This is a genomic window from Actinomadura mexicana, assembly GCF_900188105.1.
Classification (GTDB): Bacteria; Actinomycetota; Actinomycetes; order Streptosporangiales; family Streptosporangiaceae; genus Spirillospora; species Spirillospora mexicana.
In genome coordinates, this window is sequence record NZ_FZNP01000017.1 from 39,724 (window position 1) to 53,873 (window position 14,150).

Genomic DNA, 14,150 nt, shown 5'->3' on the forward strand with positions numbered 1-14,150 from the left:
CATCCCCCCACAAAGGCCAGGCATGCCCATAAAGGCAGCGCGTGAGCGCGGCGGCATAGGGATTAACCGGTAACGGAGGCCGTGCCCAGACTTTCGTTACCGGACGCCTGAACGAGAATGGAGTTCGCACATGGCCGACAAGCTCTCCGCGGCGTTTTCCTCATCACCTGGATCACCTGGATCGTTTGAACCGCCGATGCTGCCGCTCGACGGTCATCGGCTGACCCTGGCGGAGACCGTCACGGTCGCCAGGGCGCCGCGCCGCCCGCGCGTCGCGCTGGCCCCCGAGGCCGTGTCCCGGATGGAGGCCACCACGAGGGCCAAGGCCGATCTCATCGCCGCGGGAGTGCCGATCTACGGGGTGACCGCGGGTTTCGGGGACAGCAACACCCGGCAGATCCACGGGGACAAGGCCGCGGCGCTGCAGGAGAACCTGCTGCGCTTCCTGAACTGCGGGACCGGGGCGGCGGCCGAGCCGGACGTCCTGCGCGCGACGCTGCTGGTCCGTGCCAACTGCCTCGCCCGGGGCTACTCGGCGATACGGCCGCGGGTCGTCGAACTGCTGCTGGACTGCCTCAACCACGACATCTTGCCCCTCATCCCAGAGCGCGGGTCGGTCGGCGCCAGCGGCGACCTCGTCCCGCTCAGCTATGTGGGCCGGATGCTGACCGGTGAGGGCGACGTCCTGGACGGCGGCGAGCGGCGCCCGGCCGCCGCCGCCCTCGCGGGCGCCGGGCTGAGCCCGGTCGCGCTGGAGGCCAAGGAGGGGCTGGCGCTGGTCAACGGCACCTCGTTCATGTCGGCGTTCGCCGTGCTGGCCGCCCACGACGCCGGCGAACTGGCCTACGCGGCCGAGTTGTGCACGGCCATGGCGAGCCAGGTGCTGCTCGGCAACCCGGCGCACTTCGACGACTTCCTTTTCCAGCAGAAGCCGCACGAGGGCGTCCTCGCGAGCGCCCGCACCATCCGGGGGCTGCTGGCCGGCGGGGGGCACGGCGGCGGTCCGGGGGCGGACGAGGCGTGGACGGGCGACGGCTTCCGCCAGCTCGAACGCCCCATCCAGGACCGCTACTCGGTCCGCTGCGCACCGCACGTGGTGGGCGCGCTGCGCGACACCCTCATCTGGGCCGAGCAGATGCTGGAGATCGAGGTCAACTCCTCCAACGACAACCCGCTGTTCCATCCCGACGGGACGGTCCTCAACGGCGGCAACTTCTACGGCGGGCACGTCGGCCAGACGATGGACTCGCTGAAGATCGCGGTGGCCAGCGTCGCCGACCTGCTCGACCGCCAGCTGGAGCTGGTCGTCGACGAGAAGTTCAACAACGGCCTGACGCCCAACCTCATCCCCCGCTACGAGGCCGGGAGCTGGGACGCGGGCCTGCACCACGGCTTCAAGGGCATGCAGATCAGCGCGTCGTCGCTGGTGGCGGAGGCGCAGCGGTGGACGATGCCCGCGACGTCCTTCTCCCGTTCCACCGAGGCCCACAACCAGGACAAGGTGAGCATGGGCACGATCGCCGCGCGGGACGCGCGGTCGGTCGTGGAGCTGGCGCAGGAGGTCGCCGCGATCCACCTGATCGCCCTGTGCCAGGCCGCCGACCTGCGGGGGCTGGAGCACCTGAGCTCCGCGACCGCCGCCGCCCACACCCTGGTCCGCAAATTGACGCCGTTCCTGGACGGCGACCGGCCCCTCCAGGAGGACATCGGACGGGTCCGGAACGCCATCCGCTCCGGAGAGCTCCGCCGGACCCTCAGCGAGAGCGGGAGGGGCGTGGCCGCCCTCGGCTGAACCGGCCGTCGCCCCGAAGGGGCGCGCCCGGCGAACGCGGGAACCAGAGCGGCCCCCGGCCTCCTCCCGGATCCACGGGAGGAGGCCGGGGGCCGCTCGCCGACGCGAGGTCCCACGGCGGGGCGGGGTCAGCCGAGGTCCACCCAGAACCGGCGGCGCTGCCAGCGCTGGGCGGGCAGCGGGACGCGCCGCCCGGCCGCCCGCACCCGCGACCAGTCGGGCGTGCGGCCAGCGGCGTAGACGGCGCCGAGCGCCGCCAGCAGGGTCTCCATCTCGGGCTGCCGGCGCACCAGGGACGCCACGGTCCCGGCCGCCGCGCCCGTGGCCTCGATGGCGTCGCCCACCGCCGAGACCAGCAGCGGGTGCGGGCTGATCTCGACGAACAGCACCGGCTCGCCGCCCGACAGCACGGACCGGACCGCGGGCGCGAACCGCACGGGGCGCCGCACGTTCTCCATCCAGTACCCGCCGTCCAGCTCCGGCCCCGCGACCGGGCGGTCCCAGACCGTCGAGTGCAGCGGGATCGCGGGCGCCTGCGCCCGCACCCCGGCGAGCGCCTCGCGCAGGCCGTCGCGGATCGGCTCGACCTGCGGCCCGTGCGAGGCGTACCCGACCGCCACGCGGCGGCAGAACACGCCGCGCTCCCGCAGCGGCCCGACGATCCGCGCGATGGCCTCCGGGTCGCCCGACAGGACGGTGAAACGGTCGCTGTTGAGCACCCCGGCGCAGACGAGGTCCGCGTGCTCCCCGATCGCCTCCTCGGCCTCCTTCTCCCCGATGCCCACCGCCCACATCGCGCCCGCCGCGCCGAGCTCCCGCAGCAGGGCGCCGCGGCGGCAGACGACCGCGGCGGCGTCCCGGACGGAGAGGGCGCCGGCGGCGGTGGCGGCGGCGATCTCGCCCATGCTGTGCCCGATGATGAGGTCCGGCTCGACACCCCAGTCCAGCCAGACCGCGGCGAGCGCCACCTGGAACGCCCAGAGCGTCGGCTGGATCTCCGACACCGCCGACAGCGGCTCGTCGCTCTCCAGCCGCCGCCGCGGCGACCAGCCCAGCTCCGCCTGCACGGCGGCGGCGCACTCCTCCAGCGCGCCGGCGAACACCGGGCTCGACTCCAGCAGCCCGCGGCCCATGCCCACCCACTGGGCGCCCTGGCCGGGGAAGACGAACACCAGCCGCGGCGGTCCGTCCAGGTCGGCGGTGATCGTGGTGGTCCTGTCCATCAGCGTCACCCTTCTCGCGTCACCCTGCTCGGACCCGTCCCCGGCCCGGGGACGGGAAGGGCCGGGCCGCTCGCGCGGCCCGGCCCGGCCCGGTCGTCACCGTGCCGTCACCGGCCGGTCTCACCGGCGATCCAGCGGACGAGGCGCTGGCGGGCGACCTGGTCGGACTCCTGGGCGACCGCGCGCGGCGGCGCCTTGAACAGCCACGCCGACACCCACTCGTCGACGGTGGTGTCGCCGCGGTCCATGGCCAGCTTGGCGATCCGGGCCGCGTCGATGACGACCCCCGCCGAGTTCGGCGAGTCCGGGACGGTGAGCTGGATCTCCATCTCGATCGGCGCGCCGCCGAAGCCGCGGCCCTCGCAGCGGATGAACGCCTTCTTGGTGTCGCCGAGGAACCTCACGTAGTCCGACGGCCCGATGTGGACGTCGTCCTCGCCGAGCTCGCCGTCGTAGGCGTCGGTGACCGCCGAGGTCTTGGACTCGCGCTTGGAGGCGAGGCGGTCGCGCTCCAGCATGTTGTAGAAGTCCATGTTGCCGCCGACGTTCAGCTGGTATGTCCGGTCCAGGGTGATGCCCCGGTCCGAGAACGCCCGCACCAGCACCCGGTGGAGGTAGGTGGCGCCGAGCTGCGACTTGATGTCGTCGCCGATGAGGGGCAGGCCCGCCGCGCGGAAGCGCTCGCGCCACTGGTCCCGACGCGCGATGAACACCGGCACGTTGTTGACGAACGCGACGCCCGCCTCCAGCGCGACACCGGCCCACCACTCGGTCGCCTCCTGCGAGCCCACGGGCAGGTAGTTGAGCAGGACGTCGACCCTGGCCGCCCGGACCTGCGCGACGATCTCGGCGCGGTCGTCGGGAGAGTCGTCGGCCACGGTGATCCGCTCCCGGTACCTGGCGCCTGCGCCGTCCAGCGTCGGGGCGCGCAGCACGCGCACGTCGGCGCCGACGGGCAGCAGGTCGCCGCCGATGCCGACGGGCAGGTTCTGCCCGGCCGCGCGGGCCGCCCACAGGTCCTTGCCGACCTTCTCGACGTCGACGTCCCACGCGGCGACGGGCTCCAGGGCGCCGGGGCCGTACGGGCCGACCTCGGGGAACATCAGGCCGGCGGTGACGCCGGGCGTGGAGCGGTAGTAGGCCGTGCCCTCCAGCAGGGCGCGGGCGCAGTTCCCGACACCGATGATGCCGACCCGAACGCGAGGAGTATCCATTTCAGCTCCCTATGATCGTTTCCAGGATGCGGCAGACCCGCTCTACCTCATCGTCGTTCCACGTCATCGGCGGCGCGGCCTCGGTGCCGAGGCACAGGGTGCCCGCCGCCGCGGCCTCCGCCACCGGCGGCCCCGCCCCCGCGGACCCTCCGAAGGCCGGGTGCCGGTTCAGCGGGACCAGGCCCCAGCGGTGCGTGGGTACGCCCGCCCGCGCGAGGGCCCGCTCCATCCGGGCCGCCTCCTCCGGGGGCCATCCGGGGGCCCCGAAGCGGATCTTGTGCCAGGCGGGCCTCGCCGCCTCCCCGGCCGACTGCCGCCACAGGCCCAGCCGGTCCAGGGCCTCGTGCACGCGGGCGGTGACGGCGCGGGCCCGCGCCGTCCACCGGTCCAGGCCGTCCAGCCGGTGCGCCACCATGGCCATGCTGAGCTCGGACGGGCGCCAGTTGTGCCCGCCGGCCCGCACCACGGCCGCGTTCGAGCGCGACTCCCCGGCCGGGACGCCGTAGTCCCTCAGCTCCCTGAGCCGCTGCGCGATCCCGGCGTCGCCGGTGGTGACGGCGCCGCCGTCCGGCGCGGCGATCAGCTTGGCGGAGGAGAACGACCAGGCGTGCGTCCCGGCCGCGCCGACGTGCCGGCCGTCCAGGACGGTCCCGATCGACTGGCACGCGTCGGTCAGCACGGGACGCCCGGCCGCGCGGACGCGGTCCAGCCCGTGAGGGACCCCGTGCAGGTCGACGGCGAGGACGATGTCGGCCTCGGGCAGGCGGCCGGTGACGTTGAGGGTTCCGGGATGGACGTCGGTGAACACCAGCTCCGCGCCGATGTGCGCGGCCCCGGTGACGGTCCCGGCGAACGTCAGTGCCGGGACCGCCACGCGGGTGCCGCGCACGCAGCCCATCGCGTGGAGCGCGGCGTGCAGCGCCGAGGTGCAGCTGTTGAACGCCACCGCGTGGGGGCGCCGGTCAGCCGCCGCACGCGGCGCTCGACCTCGGCGGTCCACGGCCCGTCCGTCCAGATCCGCGAGCGCGCCACCTCGGCGAGGAGCTTCAGCTCCTCCTCGGCGGGTTCGGGAGGCCAGCGCCGCTGCCGGAGGTCCATCACCCGGCGCCTCCGCCGGAGGAGCCCGTGGTCACCGGGACGCCTCGGTCTCGGCGGCGGTCCTGATGAGGAAGTCCGCGAGCTTGTCGATCGTGGGGTGGTCCCAGGCCAGAGTGGGCTCCACGACGAGGCCCATCTGGTCCTCGATGTCGTCGCAGAGCGTCAGCGCGGCCATCGAGTCCAGTCCCTGCGCCTCGAAGGTGGCCTCGGCGTCGATCTCGGTCGGGTCCTTCTCCAGGTACTCGGCGATCCGCTGGATGAGCCACGTCCGCAGCTCGGCGGTGGATGTCGTCAGGGTCGAGCCCGTCATGGGGTCTCCTTGCCTCGCTCGTCTCGTCTCGTCTGAGAGCCGATTCCCGGCGATTGTCGCCACCATTTCCAGGGCGGCGTCACCCCTGACCAGCCGCGCTTGTGCACTGCCTGGATGGGCATACCCTGAGAAACGGGACTTCGCCGCGTCCCGCCTCCGGCGCGGGAAATCACTTTCACCGCTCGAACCGGCATGCCCGAATGGGCGGCCGAATTTTTCCGCGGCCGAATAATGTGCGCGAATGGATATCGAAGGAATTCGCGGGGACGATGTGGAGGCCCTGGTCGGGGCGGCGGCGAGGGTCGCGCGGCGGGCCGGCCGGGCACTGCTGGAGGCCTCCGGCACGATGACGGCCGCGCGCGCCAAGGCGGGCACCCACGCGCACGACGTGGTCACCGAGGCGGACGCCGCGGCGGAGGCGATGATCAGGATGGAGCTGACCGGGGCCTGCCCCGGCTCGGTCGTCGTGGGAGAGGAGGGCGGGACCGGCGGGGCCGGAGACGGCCCCGGAAGGGAAGTGCGCTGGTACGTCGACCCGATCGACGGCACGCACAACTTCTCGCGGGGCCTGCCGCTGTTCTGCGTGTCCATCGGCGTCACCCTGCGCGGGGAGCCGGTCGGCGGGTGCGTCTACGAGCCCGCGGTGGACGAGACCTACACCGCCGCGGGCGGCCGGCTGCTGCGCGGCGGCCGTCCGGTACCGCCGGGGCCGGCGCGGGCGGTGCCGATGGTGCTGACCGACCTGCCCCGCGCCGGCACCGCTCCCGATCCCGCCGAGCTGGCCCTGTTCGCCGAGCTGGTCGCCGCCGCCGACGTACGGCGGATCGGTTCCGCGGCGCTCGCCCTCGCCTACGTCGCCACCGGCCGGGCGGACATGGCCGTCACGCCCGACGCGTTCGCCTGGGACTGCGCGGCGGGCCGGGTGCTGGTCACCGCCTCCGGCGGCACGTTCGCCGCGGTGCCCGCCGAGCCGTCCGTCCGCCGCCCCGGCGCGTTCGCCGCGTGGCGGCCGGGTCTGGACGGACTCGGCGCGGAGGTGGTCGCCGCGCTGGAACGGTTCCCGTTCCTGCGAGGGTGGCTGGAAGACGACAACTCTCTGGCCTGAACGATGGCCGTCGCCTTTGATGGCTGATGGCCCGCACTAACGGGCGCACGATCCGCCATGAGGGAGAGAGCGTGAGCATGACCGAGAACATAGCGACCGCCTGCCTGAACGTCGTGATCTATGTGGACAACGTGGTGGTCGGGCGCGGCCTGGAGGCCGTGCTGGACCTGTTGCCGAGCGTCGGCTCGGTCAGGCACTGCACGACCCTGCGCGCGGCGGAGTCCGCCGTCGCCGGGGGAGACGTCGACGTGCTCGTGGTGACGAGCGCGGAGGGCGCGGCGGCCTCCGAGCTCACGGCCGCGCTGCCGCGGACGAAGGTCCTGATGCTGCTCGACGAGATGGAGGCATCCGGTTCCTCCTTCGGCGGCGCGGCCGTCGCCGACGGGTTCGTGATCCAGCAGGACGTGACCGCGCCGGACCTCGGCGAGGCGCTGAACAGGATGATGCTCGGCGAGATGCCGATGCCCGCCCGGGTGGGCCGGGAACTGCTGGCCCGCGCCGGCTCGCCCGTGCCGTCCGGTTCGGTGCGGCCGGCGGTGCTGACCCCGCGCGAGAACGAGACCCTCGCGCTGCTGGCCGAGGGGCTGAGCAACAAGCAGATCGCCCGCCGGCTGTCGATCTCCGACCACGGGGCCAAGCGGCTGGTCACGAGCGTCATGCTCAAGCTCGGCGCGCCGAACCGGACCGCCGCCGTGGTGATCGCCATCAGGCAGGGGATGATCCCGGCGGCATAGCGGCCTGACCATCCGGACATGCACATCCATCCGGCTGGTCGCGCGTCCATCGGTGCCTTACGCGTCCCGCTCTCCCGGGCCGAGCATGACCTGAGCCGGTCCGGGAGACCGCCCGGCCCGATCGAGGGCACCCCCCGCGCGCCCGATGCCCGCTGGACCAGGAAGGCCGTTCGCGATGCCGCCAGCCAGGATCACCGACACCACCTTCGCCTCGCCTCCCCAGCTCAAGATGGAGGAGCTGGCCTCGTTCCTGCGGGACGACCCGGGCGGCGGCGCGGTCGCCGAGGTCGTGCGCAACTCCGCCATCGAGACCAAGGGCATGGCGGTGAACCCGATCGACGAGGACCCGCGGAGCTGGACCACCGCCCGCCGGATGGAGCGCAGCCTGACCGAGGCGCGCGCCCTCGGACGGGAGGCGATCGGGCAGGCGCTGGAGCGCGCCGGGCTGCGCCCGGACGAGGTCGGCCTGCTGATCACGACGTCCACCACGGTGCACTCCGCCCCCGGCCTGGACGCCCTCGTGCACGAGACGGGCATGCGGCCGGACACCGAGTTCCTGTCGCTCGGCCCGATGGGCTGCTACGCCGCGATCCCCACGCTGGTCACCTGCCGGAACTGGGTCGAGGTGCACCGCAGGCCCGCGGTGGCGCTGTGCGTCGACCTGTTCTCGCCGCACCTCCAGCCTCCGCCCTACGACAAGGAGCAGGCGGTCGTGCTCACCCTCTTCGGCGACGGCGCCGCCGCCGTGGTGATGCGGCCGGGCGAGGACGGGACCCCGGGCCTGGACGTCCTCGATTCCCGGCTGCTGTCCGTCCCCAGGTACGCCGACGACCTCCAGGTCCACGTCGGCGACCGGGGAATGAGGATCCGGCTGGCCCCGACCATGCCCGACGTCACCGCTTCCGCAGTCGCCGCCCCCACCGACGGGCTCCTGGCCCGCAACGGCCTCACGCGGGAGGACGTCGCCTGGTGGGCGACGCATCCGGGCGGCCGGCGCATCATCGACCGGGTCTCCGAGGAGCTGGACCTTCCGGAGGAGTCGGTCGCCGAGTCGCGCGCGGTCATGCGCGAGTACGGGAACACCGCGGCGCCCGCCGTCCTGGCCGTCCTCGGACGCCTGCAGGACTCCCGTCCCCTCGGGCCGGGGGAGCACGGAGTCGTGATGGCGTTCGGTCCCGGCGCCACGGTCTGGAGCGTCCTGCTGCGCGGCGCCTGATCCGGCCACCCAGAGCACAGCGTCACCCGAAGCACAGCGTCACCCGAAGCACAGCATCACCTATCGGAGGAAGCCGTCATGCTGGAAGTCATCGGTGCGGGGTTCGGCCGCACCGGCACGTTCTCGCTCAAGGCCGCGCTGGAGACGCTCGGCTTCGGCCCGTGCCACCACATGCTGGGGCTGCTGGAGCGCCCCGAGGAGATCCCGCGCTGGCGGCGCGCCGCCCAGCCGGGGCGCACGGACTGGGACGAGGTCTACCGCGGCTACCGGTCGAGCGTCGACTGGCCGGGCGCCCGGTTCTGGCGCGAGCTGGCCGCCTGGTCCCCGAAGGCCAAGGTCGTCCTCACCGTGCGCGACCCGCGGCGCTGGTACGACAGCGCCGCCGCCACCATCCACCGCGCCGCGATGGACGCCTCGCCCGCCCCCACCCCGGTGCTCGCCGAGATGCGCGCGATGTCCCGCGAGGTGGTGTGGGACGGCCAGTTCGGCGGGAGGTTCACCGACGCCGAGCACGCCATGCGCGTCTTCACCGAGCACAACGAGGCGGTGCGCCGGGAGATCGATCGAGACCGGCTGCTGGTGTTCGAGGTCGCCCAGGGCTGGGAGCCGCTGTGCGCGTTCCTCGGGGTCCCGGTGCCGGACGCGCCCTTCCCCCGGTCCAACGACCAGGACGAGTTCGGCGCGCTGCTGCGCGAGCACGTCACCGGCGCCACGACCGCGCCGTCCTGACCCGTCGAGGACGGCCGCGGCCGCGAGACCACCGAGGTGACCTGATGACCGAATCCCGGACGGGCGACGCCGGCTGGTTCCGGCGGTTCCACCCGGCCGAGCCGGACGCGCCGCGGCTGCTCTGCTTCCCGCACGCGGGCGGCTCGGCGAACGGCTACCACCGGCTGTCGCAGTCGCTGAGCCCGCGGGTCCAGGTCATCGCCGTCCAGTACCCCGGCAGGCAGGATCGCCGCCGCGAGCCGGCCCTCACCGACCTGGCGGAACTGGCCGGCCTGATCCGCGCGGAGGTCACCGCCCTCGGCGCGCCCCCCGCCTTCTTCGGCCACAGCATGGGCGCCATGGTCGCCTTCGAGGTGGCGCGCGGGCTGGACGCGCCGCCCCCCGTGCTGTTCGCCTCCGGGCGGTCGGCCCCCTCGCGCAGCAGGCCGCAGTGCACGCATCCGATGGCGGACGAGGCGATCCTGGCCGACGTCGAGCGGCTCGGCGGCACGAACGCCCGGCTGCTGGGCAGCCGGGCGTTCGCCCGGATGATGCTGCCCGTGCTGCGCGCCGACTACCAGGCGATCGACACCTACCGGTACGTACCGGGTCCGCCGCTGCCCTGCCCGATCGTCGTGCTGGCGAGCTCGGACGACCCGATGACCCCGATCGACGACGCGCTCGCCTGGCGGGCGCACGGGGCCGCGGGCGGAGACTCCCACGTCTTCACCGGCGGCCACTTCTTTCTGGACGCCAGCACGGACCGGATCACCCGGATCATCCGGGACCGCCTGCCGTGACGGCACCGGTCCCGCCGAGCCGAAAGGACGCCATGAACATCATCGACCCCGCCGTCGGGGACTACCTGCTGGCCCACTGCCCGCCCCCCGACGACGTGCTCAAGGAACTCGCCGCGGAGACGGAGGCGACCGCCCCCGACATGCACGTCACCCACTACGAGGGCGAGCTTCTCGGCATGCTCGTCCGTATGGCGGGCGCGCGGAACGCCGTCAGCGTGGGCGTGTTCACCGGGTACTCCTCGCTGTGCATCGTCCGGAGCATGCCGGCGGGCGGCCGCCTGCTCGCCTGCGAGATCGACCGCAGGTGGACCGACATCGCGGAGAAGTACTGGAAGAAGGCGGGGGTCGCCGACCGGATCGACCTGCGCGTCGCCCCGGCGATCGAGACGCTGCGGGCGCTGCCCGCCGACCCCGTCCTCGACTTCGGCTACATCGGCGCCGACAAGGCCAACCACCGCCTCTACTACGAGGAGCTCCTCGCCCGGCTGCGCCCCGGGGGCCTGCTCCTGCTCGGGGACGCGCTGCGCGGCGGGCACGTGGTCGACCCCGCCTGCGACGCGGCCGACGTCGAGGCCGTACGCGAGCTGAACGACGCCGTCGTGCACGACGACCGCGTCGACGCGGTCATCCTGCCCGCCGGCGACGGAGCCCTGATCGTCCGCAAGCGCTGAGCGCGCGGCGTACGGCCGTTCCGGGCACGACCATCCGAGGCACGACCATCCGAGGCACGACCATCCGAGGCACGACCATCCCAGGCATGCCCGACCGGGCAGTGCACAAGCGCGGCCGCTCAGGGATTCTCCGGCGGCCGGCGGGCGGCGAGCCTGGTGAACCGAGGAGCCGCGAAACCGGGAGCCGCGAAACCGGGAGCCGCGGACCCGGGCGGCGGCTCGGCCGAGCCGCACGCCGCTTCCGACCTGAGATCCGAGGAGAGACCATTGAGTGACGTGATCACGTCCGGTCCCGTGGGCACAGCATCCGGGCCCGACACGACGGCTTTGCCCGCCTACGCGGAGATTCCGCGGATCAAGGTGACGCTCGCGCGCGAAGGCGTCGCGCCGGGATATCTGTTCCTGTCGCCGCAGTCCATGCTGGAGCCGGAGGCGCCGCACGGGCCGCAGTTCGTCGACGACCAGGGCCGCCTGGTGTGGTTCCGCCCGATCCCCCAGGGGCAGTACGCCACCAACGTCCGGGTGCAGGAGTACCGGGGAGAACCGGTGATCACCTGGTGGCAGGGCAGCGCGACGAACACCGGGGTCGGCAAGGGCGCCGTGTACATCGCCGACCGCGGCTACCGGGTCATCGCCACCGTCGAGGCCGGCGGCGAGCACGGGGTCGACCTGCACGAGGCGATCCTGACCGAGGAGGGCACCGCGATCGTGGTCAGCTACCAGGTCGTCCCGTACGACCTGACCTCCATCGGCGGGGCCGCGGACGCCATGACGCTGGACAGCGTGATCGAAGAGGTCGACGTGGAGACCGGCGAGGTGCTGTTCCACTGGAGCGGTCTGGAGCACATCCCGCTCAACGAGAGCAACATGCCGGCGCAGCTGCGCCCCGAGCTGCCCTACGACCACCTGCACGTGAACGCCGTCGGGATCGACACCGACGGCGACCTGGTCCTCACGGCCAGGAGCTCCTCCGCCCTGTACAAGATCGACCGGCGGACCGGCGAGGTCATCTGGAAGCTCGGCAGCGGGCACAGCACGTTCGTGCTGGACGTGGGCGTCCGGTGCAACTGGCAGCACGACGGGCAGCCGGTCGGCGGCGACGTCTACCGCATCTTCGACAACGGCGCGAACGACTTCTTCGAGGGGTTCGAGTCGCGCGTGGTCTGGGTGCGCGCCGACGCCGGGACCGGCGTCGCGACCCACGTCCGGCAGATCACCCACCCCGAGCACCTGTCCTCGATCGCCGAGGGCAACGCCCAGGAGCTGCCGGGCGGCAACACCCTGGTGGGATGGGGGCGGGCGGGCCGGATCTCGGAGTTCTCCCCGGAGGGCGAGCTGCTCTTCGACGCCGAGACGCCCTCCGGACCGGGCTGGACCACCTACCGGGTGTTCCGCCAGGAGTGGGAGGGGCGCCCGGACGCCCCGCCGGAGGCGCTGTTCGACGGCGAACGCGTGCACGCCGTCTGGAACGGCGCCACGGGGGTGGACCGCTGGCGGCTGCTCGCCGGCCTGTCGGAGGACGCCCTGCGCCCCGTCGCCACCGTGGAGTGGGACGGCCTGGACACGGCCATCGCGCTGCCCGAAGGAGTGCCGGCGCGGGTGGTCAGGGTGGAGGCGCTCGACGCCGACGGGAAGGTGATGGAGACCTCGCCCGCGCAGCCGATCGGGGCCTGAGCCGGGGCTCGGCCGGTTCCGGTGCGGCGACCGCGGCCGTCGCGGAGCGGCTCGGGCTCGGCACGAGCCGCCCCGCGCCGGCCCTTCCGAGACGATCCTGGGAGACGAGCAGATGACGCGGCCCGGCCACCATGCCATCCCCTTCGCCGGCGCTGGGGCCGGGGAGCATCCGTGCACCTGGGGACAGCTCGACATGTGGCGCGAGATGGAGTGGGCGGGCGACCCGGCGCACGGCAACGTCGTGGGCGGCGGCTTCCTGCCGTCCGGACACACGACGGACCGGCTGCTGCGGGTCGTCGGCGAGCTGGTCGAGCGGTACGAGTCGCTCCGCACGGGGTTCCGCCCGTCCGATGACGGCCGGCTCGTCCAGCGGGTCGCGGCTGCGGGGGAGCTGGACGTCGAGGTGCGGGAGCTGGACGGCGACCCGGTGTCGGCGGCCAGGGAGTGGGTGGCCGCCTCCCAGGCGCGGCCGTACGACCTCGCCGGCGGCGTGCCGTTCCGCGTGTGCGTCGGGACGGGCGGCGGCGAACCCCGGCTGGTCGTCCTCGGCATGCCGCATGTGACCGCCGACCTCGCCGGCAGCCGGGTGCTCTTCGACGAGCTCGTCCGCGGGCTGGAGGGCCGGGCCCCGGCCGCCCCGCCGGGGCTGCAACCCGCCGAGAGGGCCGCCTGGGAGCGGTCGGCCGCCGGGCAGAGGGCTCTGCACAGGTCACTGGAGTACTGGCGCCGGGCCGTCGCCGCCGCGCCCGAGGCGGGCTTCGCCGTGGCGCGCCACGCGCCGGAGTCCCCGCGCTACCGGACCGGCGGCCTCACCTCGCGGGCGGTGCCGCGGGCGCTCGACCTGCTCGCCGCCCGCTACGGGGTCAGCACCTCGCACGTGCTGCTGGCCGCCGTGGCGACGCTCGTCGGCCGCTACACCGGTGAGCGCCGCTGCCTGGTGCGCGTGGTCGTGGGCAACCGGGGCCGGCCGGAGCTGCGCAACGCGGTGGGCACGGTCAGCCAGGAGGTCGCGGCGGTCGTCGACCTGAGCGCCCACCGGTTCGGGGACATGGTCCGCGCCGCCCGGACGTCGGCGCTGAACGCGATGCGCCACGGGCAGTACGACCCCGACCTGGCGGCGGGCATCGTGGCGGAGGCCGGCGTCGAACTGGACGTCTACTTCAACGACATGTGGACGGCCACGAGGAACGGCAAGGGCGCACCGGGGGGCCGGTACGAGGGGGTCATGGACGAGACCGTCGAGACCAGGTTCGAGTGGGGGGAGCAGCTCGACCGCGCCAGCGTCAGGTTCTTCTTCGAGTCCGTCGAGGTGGTCGAGGATCCCGCCGCCGTCACCCTGAACCTGCTGACGGACACGGCGTACGTGCCGTCGCCGGACCTGCGCGCCTTCCTGTTCGCCGTCGAGGAGCTGCTGGCGGCGCTCGTCGCCGACGACGGCCCGCCCCTCGACGAGATCAGGCTCCGCAACGGGCCCTGAGCCCGGCCCACCCGATCCGGCCGCCCATTCGTCCGCCCGCCCGGCCGACCGACAGCGGATATCGGAGCCCCCGCGCCTCCCCGCAGAGTGGCAGGGACGCATCGGCCACCGGGCCGACACGTCCTTCC

Annotated in this window: 13 protein-coding genes; 9 read left to right on the plus strand and 4 right to left on the minus strand. The window is 73.8% G+C overall.

Annotated elements, in window-relative coordinates; all coding sequences use genetic code 11:
* Positions 1 to 196: 196 nt before the first annotated feature.
* Positions 197 to 1,792: an HAL/PAL/TAL family ammonia-lyase gene (locus CHC11_RS32865; protein ID WP_089315766.1), complete on the plus strand. Its 1,596-nt coding sequence runs from the start codon at positions 197 to 199 to the stop codon at positions 1,790 to 1,792.
* 128 nt (positions 1,793 to 1,920) lie between these two features.
* Here CHC11_RS32865 and CHC11_RS32870 read toward each other — a convergent pair whose 3' ends face one another.
* The 4 genes from CHC11_RS32870 to CHC11_RS32885 all read right to left on the minus strand — a co-directional run bounded on the left by CHC11_RS32870 (position 1,921) and on the right by CHC11_RS32885 (position 5,637).
* The gene (locus CHC11_RS32870) at positions 1,921 to 3,015 is read right to left on the minus strand and encodes an acyltransferase domain-containing protein (RefSeq protein WP_143227410.1); all 1,095 of its coding nucleotides are present in this window, start codon (positions 3,013 to 3,015) and stop codon (positions 1,921 to 1,923) included.
* 107 nt (positions 3,016 to 3,122) lie between these two features.
* Positions 3,123 to 4,229, minus strand: a complete 1,107-nt coding sequence (locus CHC11_RS32875; RefSeq protein ID WP_089315768.1) for an inositol-3-phosphate synthase — start codon at positions 4,227 to 4,229, stop codon at positions 3,123 to 3,125.
* A gap of 1 nt (position 4,230) precedes the next feature.
* Positions 4,231 to 5,175 (minus strand): DegT/DnrJ/EryC1/StrS family aminotransferase, encoded by a 945-nt coding sequence (locus tag CHC11_RS32880; RefSeq protein WP_179279125.1) that lies wholly within the window; start codon positions 5,173 to 5,175, stop codon positions 4,231 to 4,233.
* A gap of 183 nt (positions 5,176 to 5,358) precedes the next feature.
* Positions 5,359 to 5,637: an acyl carrier protein gene (locus CHC11_RS32885; RefSeq protein WP_089315770.1), complete on the minus strand. Its 279-nt coding sequence runs from the start codon at positions 5,635 to 5,637 to the stop codon at positions 5,359 to 5,361.
* A 241-nt stretch (positions 5,638 to 5,878) separates the two neighbouring features.
* On the opposite strand from CHC11_RS32885, the gene CHC11_RS32890 reads away from it, so the two are divergent.
* The 8 genes from CHC11_RS32890 (at position 5,879) to CHC11_RS32925 (ending at position 14,022) form a co-directional block, all read left to right on the plus strand.
* Positions 5,879 to 6,742, plus strand: a complete 864-nt coding sequence (locus CHC11_RS32890; protein WP_089315771.1) for an inositol monophosphatase family protein — start codon at positions 5,879 to 5,881, stop codon at positions 6,740 to 6,742.
* 77 nt (positions 6,743 to 6,819) lie between these two features.
* Positions 6,820 to 7,476, plus strand: coding sequence for a response regulator transcription factor (locus CHC11_RS32895; protein WP_089315772.1), 657 nt, complete (start codon positions 6,820 to 6,822; stop codon positions 7,474 to 7,476).
* Between the two features lie 175 nt (positions 7,477 to 7,651).
* Positions 7,652 to 8,692, plus strand: coding sequence for a type III polyketide synthase (locus tag CHC11_RS32900; protein ID WP_089315773.1), 1,041 nt, complete (start codon positions 7,652 to 7,654; stop codon positions 8,690 to 8,692).
* Between the two features lie 78 nt (positions 8,693 to 8,770).
* On the plus strand, positions 8,771 to 9,421 hold the full coding sequence (locus CHC11_RS32905) for a sulfotransferase family protein (RefSeq protein ID WP_089315774.1): 651 nt from the start codon (positions 8,771 to 8,773) through the stop codon (positions 9,419 to 9,421).
* A gap of 44 nt (positions 9,422 to 9,465) precedes the next feature.
* A complete protein-coding gene (locus tag CHC11_RS32910; protein WP_089315775.1) occupies positions 9,466 to 10,200 on the plus strand; it encodes a thioesterase II family protein in 735 nt (244 codons plus the stop codon).
* Positions 10,201 to 10,232: 32 nt separating this feature from the next.
* The gene (locus CHC11_RS32915; protein ID WP_089315776.1) at positions 10,233 to 10,871 is read left to right on the plus strand and encodes an O-methyltransferase; all 639 of its coding nucleotides are present in this window, start codon (positions 10,233 to 10,235) and stop codon (positions 10,869 to 10,871) included.
* A 276-nt stretch (positions 10,872 to 11,147) separates the two neighbouring features.
* On the plus strand, positions 11,148 to 12,545 hold the full coding sequence (locus tag CHC11_RS32920) for an arylsulfotransferase family protein (RefSeq protein ID WP_245920093.1): 1,398 nt from the start codon (positions 11,148 to 11,150) through the stop codon (positions 12,543 to 12,545).
* 112 nt (positions 12,546 to 12,657) lie between these two features.
* Positions 12,658 to 14,022 (plus strand): condensation domain-containing protein, encoded by a 1,365-nt coding sequence (locus CHC11_RS32925; protein WP_089315778.1) that lies wholly within the window; start codon positions 12,658 to 12,660, stop codon positions 14,020 to 14,022.
* Positions 14,023 to 14,150 lie beyond the last annotated feature (128 nt).

Coding starts and splice junctions, on each gene's coding strand:
- CHC11_RS32865 (WP_089315766.1), top strand. CDS start 197: ATGCTGCCGCTCGACGGTCATCGGCTGACCCTGGCGGAGACCGTCACG.
- CHC11_RS32870 (WP_143227410.1), bottom strand. CDS start 3,015: ATGGACAGGACCACCACGATCACCGCCGACCTGGACGGACCGCCGCGG.
- CHC11_RS32875 (WP_089315768.1), bottom strand. CDS start 4,229: ATGGATACTCCTCGCGTTCGGGTCGGCATCATCGGTGTCGGGAACTGC.
- CHC11_RS32885 (WP_089315770.1), bottom strand. CDS start 5,637: ATGACGGGCTCGACCCTGACGACATCCACCGCCGAGCTGCGGACGTGG.
- CHC11_RS32890 (WP_089315771.1), top strand. CDS start 5,879: ATGGATATCGAAGGAATTCGCGGGGACGATGTGGAGGCCCTGGTCGGG.
- CHC11_RS32895 (WP_089315772.1), top strand. CDS start 6,820: ATGACCGAGAACATAGCGACCGCCTGCCTGAACGTCGTGATCTATGTG.
- CHC11_RS32900 (WP_089315773.1), top strand. CDS start 7,652: ATGCCGCCAGCCAGGATCACCGACACCACCTTCGCCTCGCCTCCCCAG.
- CHC11_RS32905 (WP_089315774.1), top strand. CDS start 8,771: ATGCTGGAAGTCATCGGTGCGGGGTTCGGCCGCACCGGCACGTTCTCG.
- CHC11_RS32910 (WP_089315775.1), top strand. CDS start 9,466: ATGACCGAATCCCGGACGGGCGACGCCGGCTGGTTCCGGCGGTTCCAC.
- CHC11_RS32915 (WP_089315776.1), top strand. CDS start 10,233: ATGAACATCATCGACCCCGCCGTCGGGGACTACCTGCTGGCCCACTGC.
- CHC11_RS32925 (WP_089315778.1), top strand. CDS start 12,658: ATGACGCGGCCCGGCCACCATGCCATCCCCTTCGCCGGCGCTGGGGCC.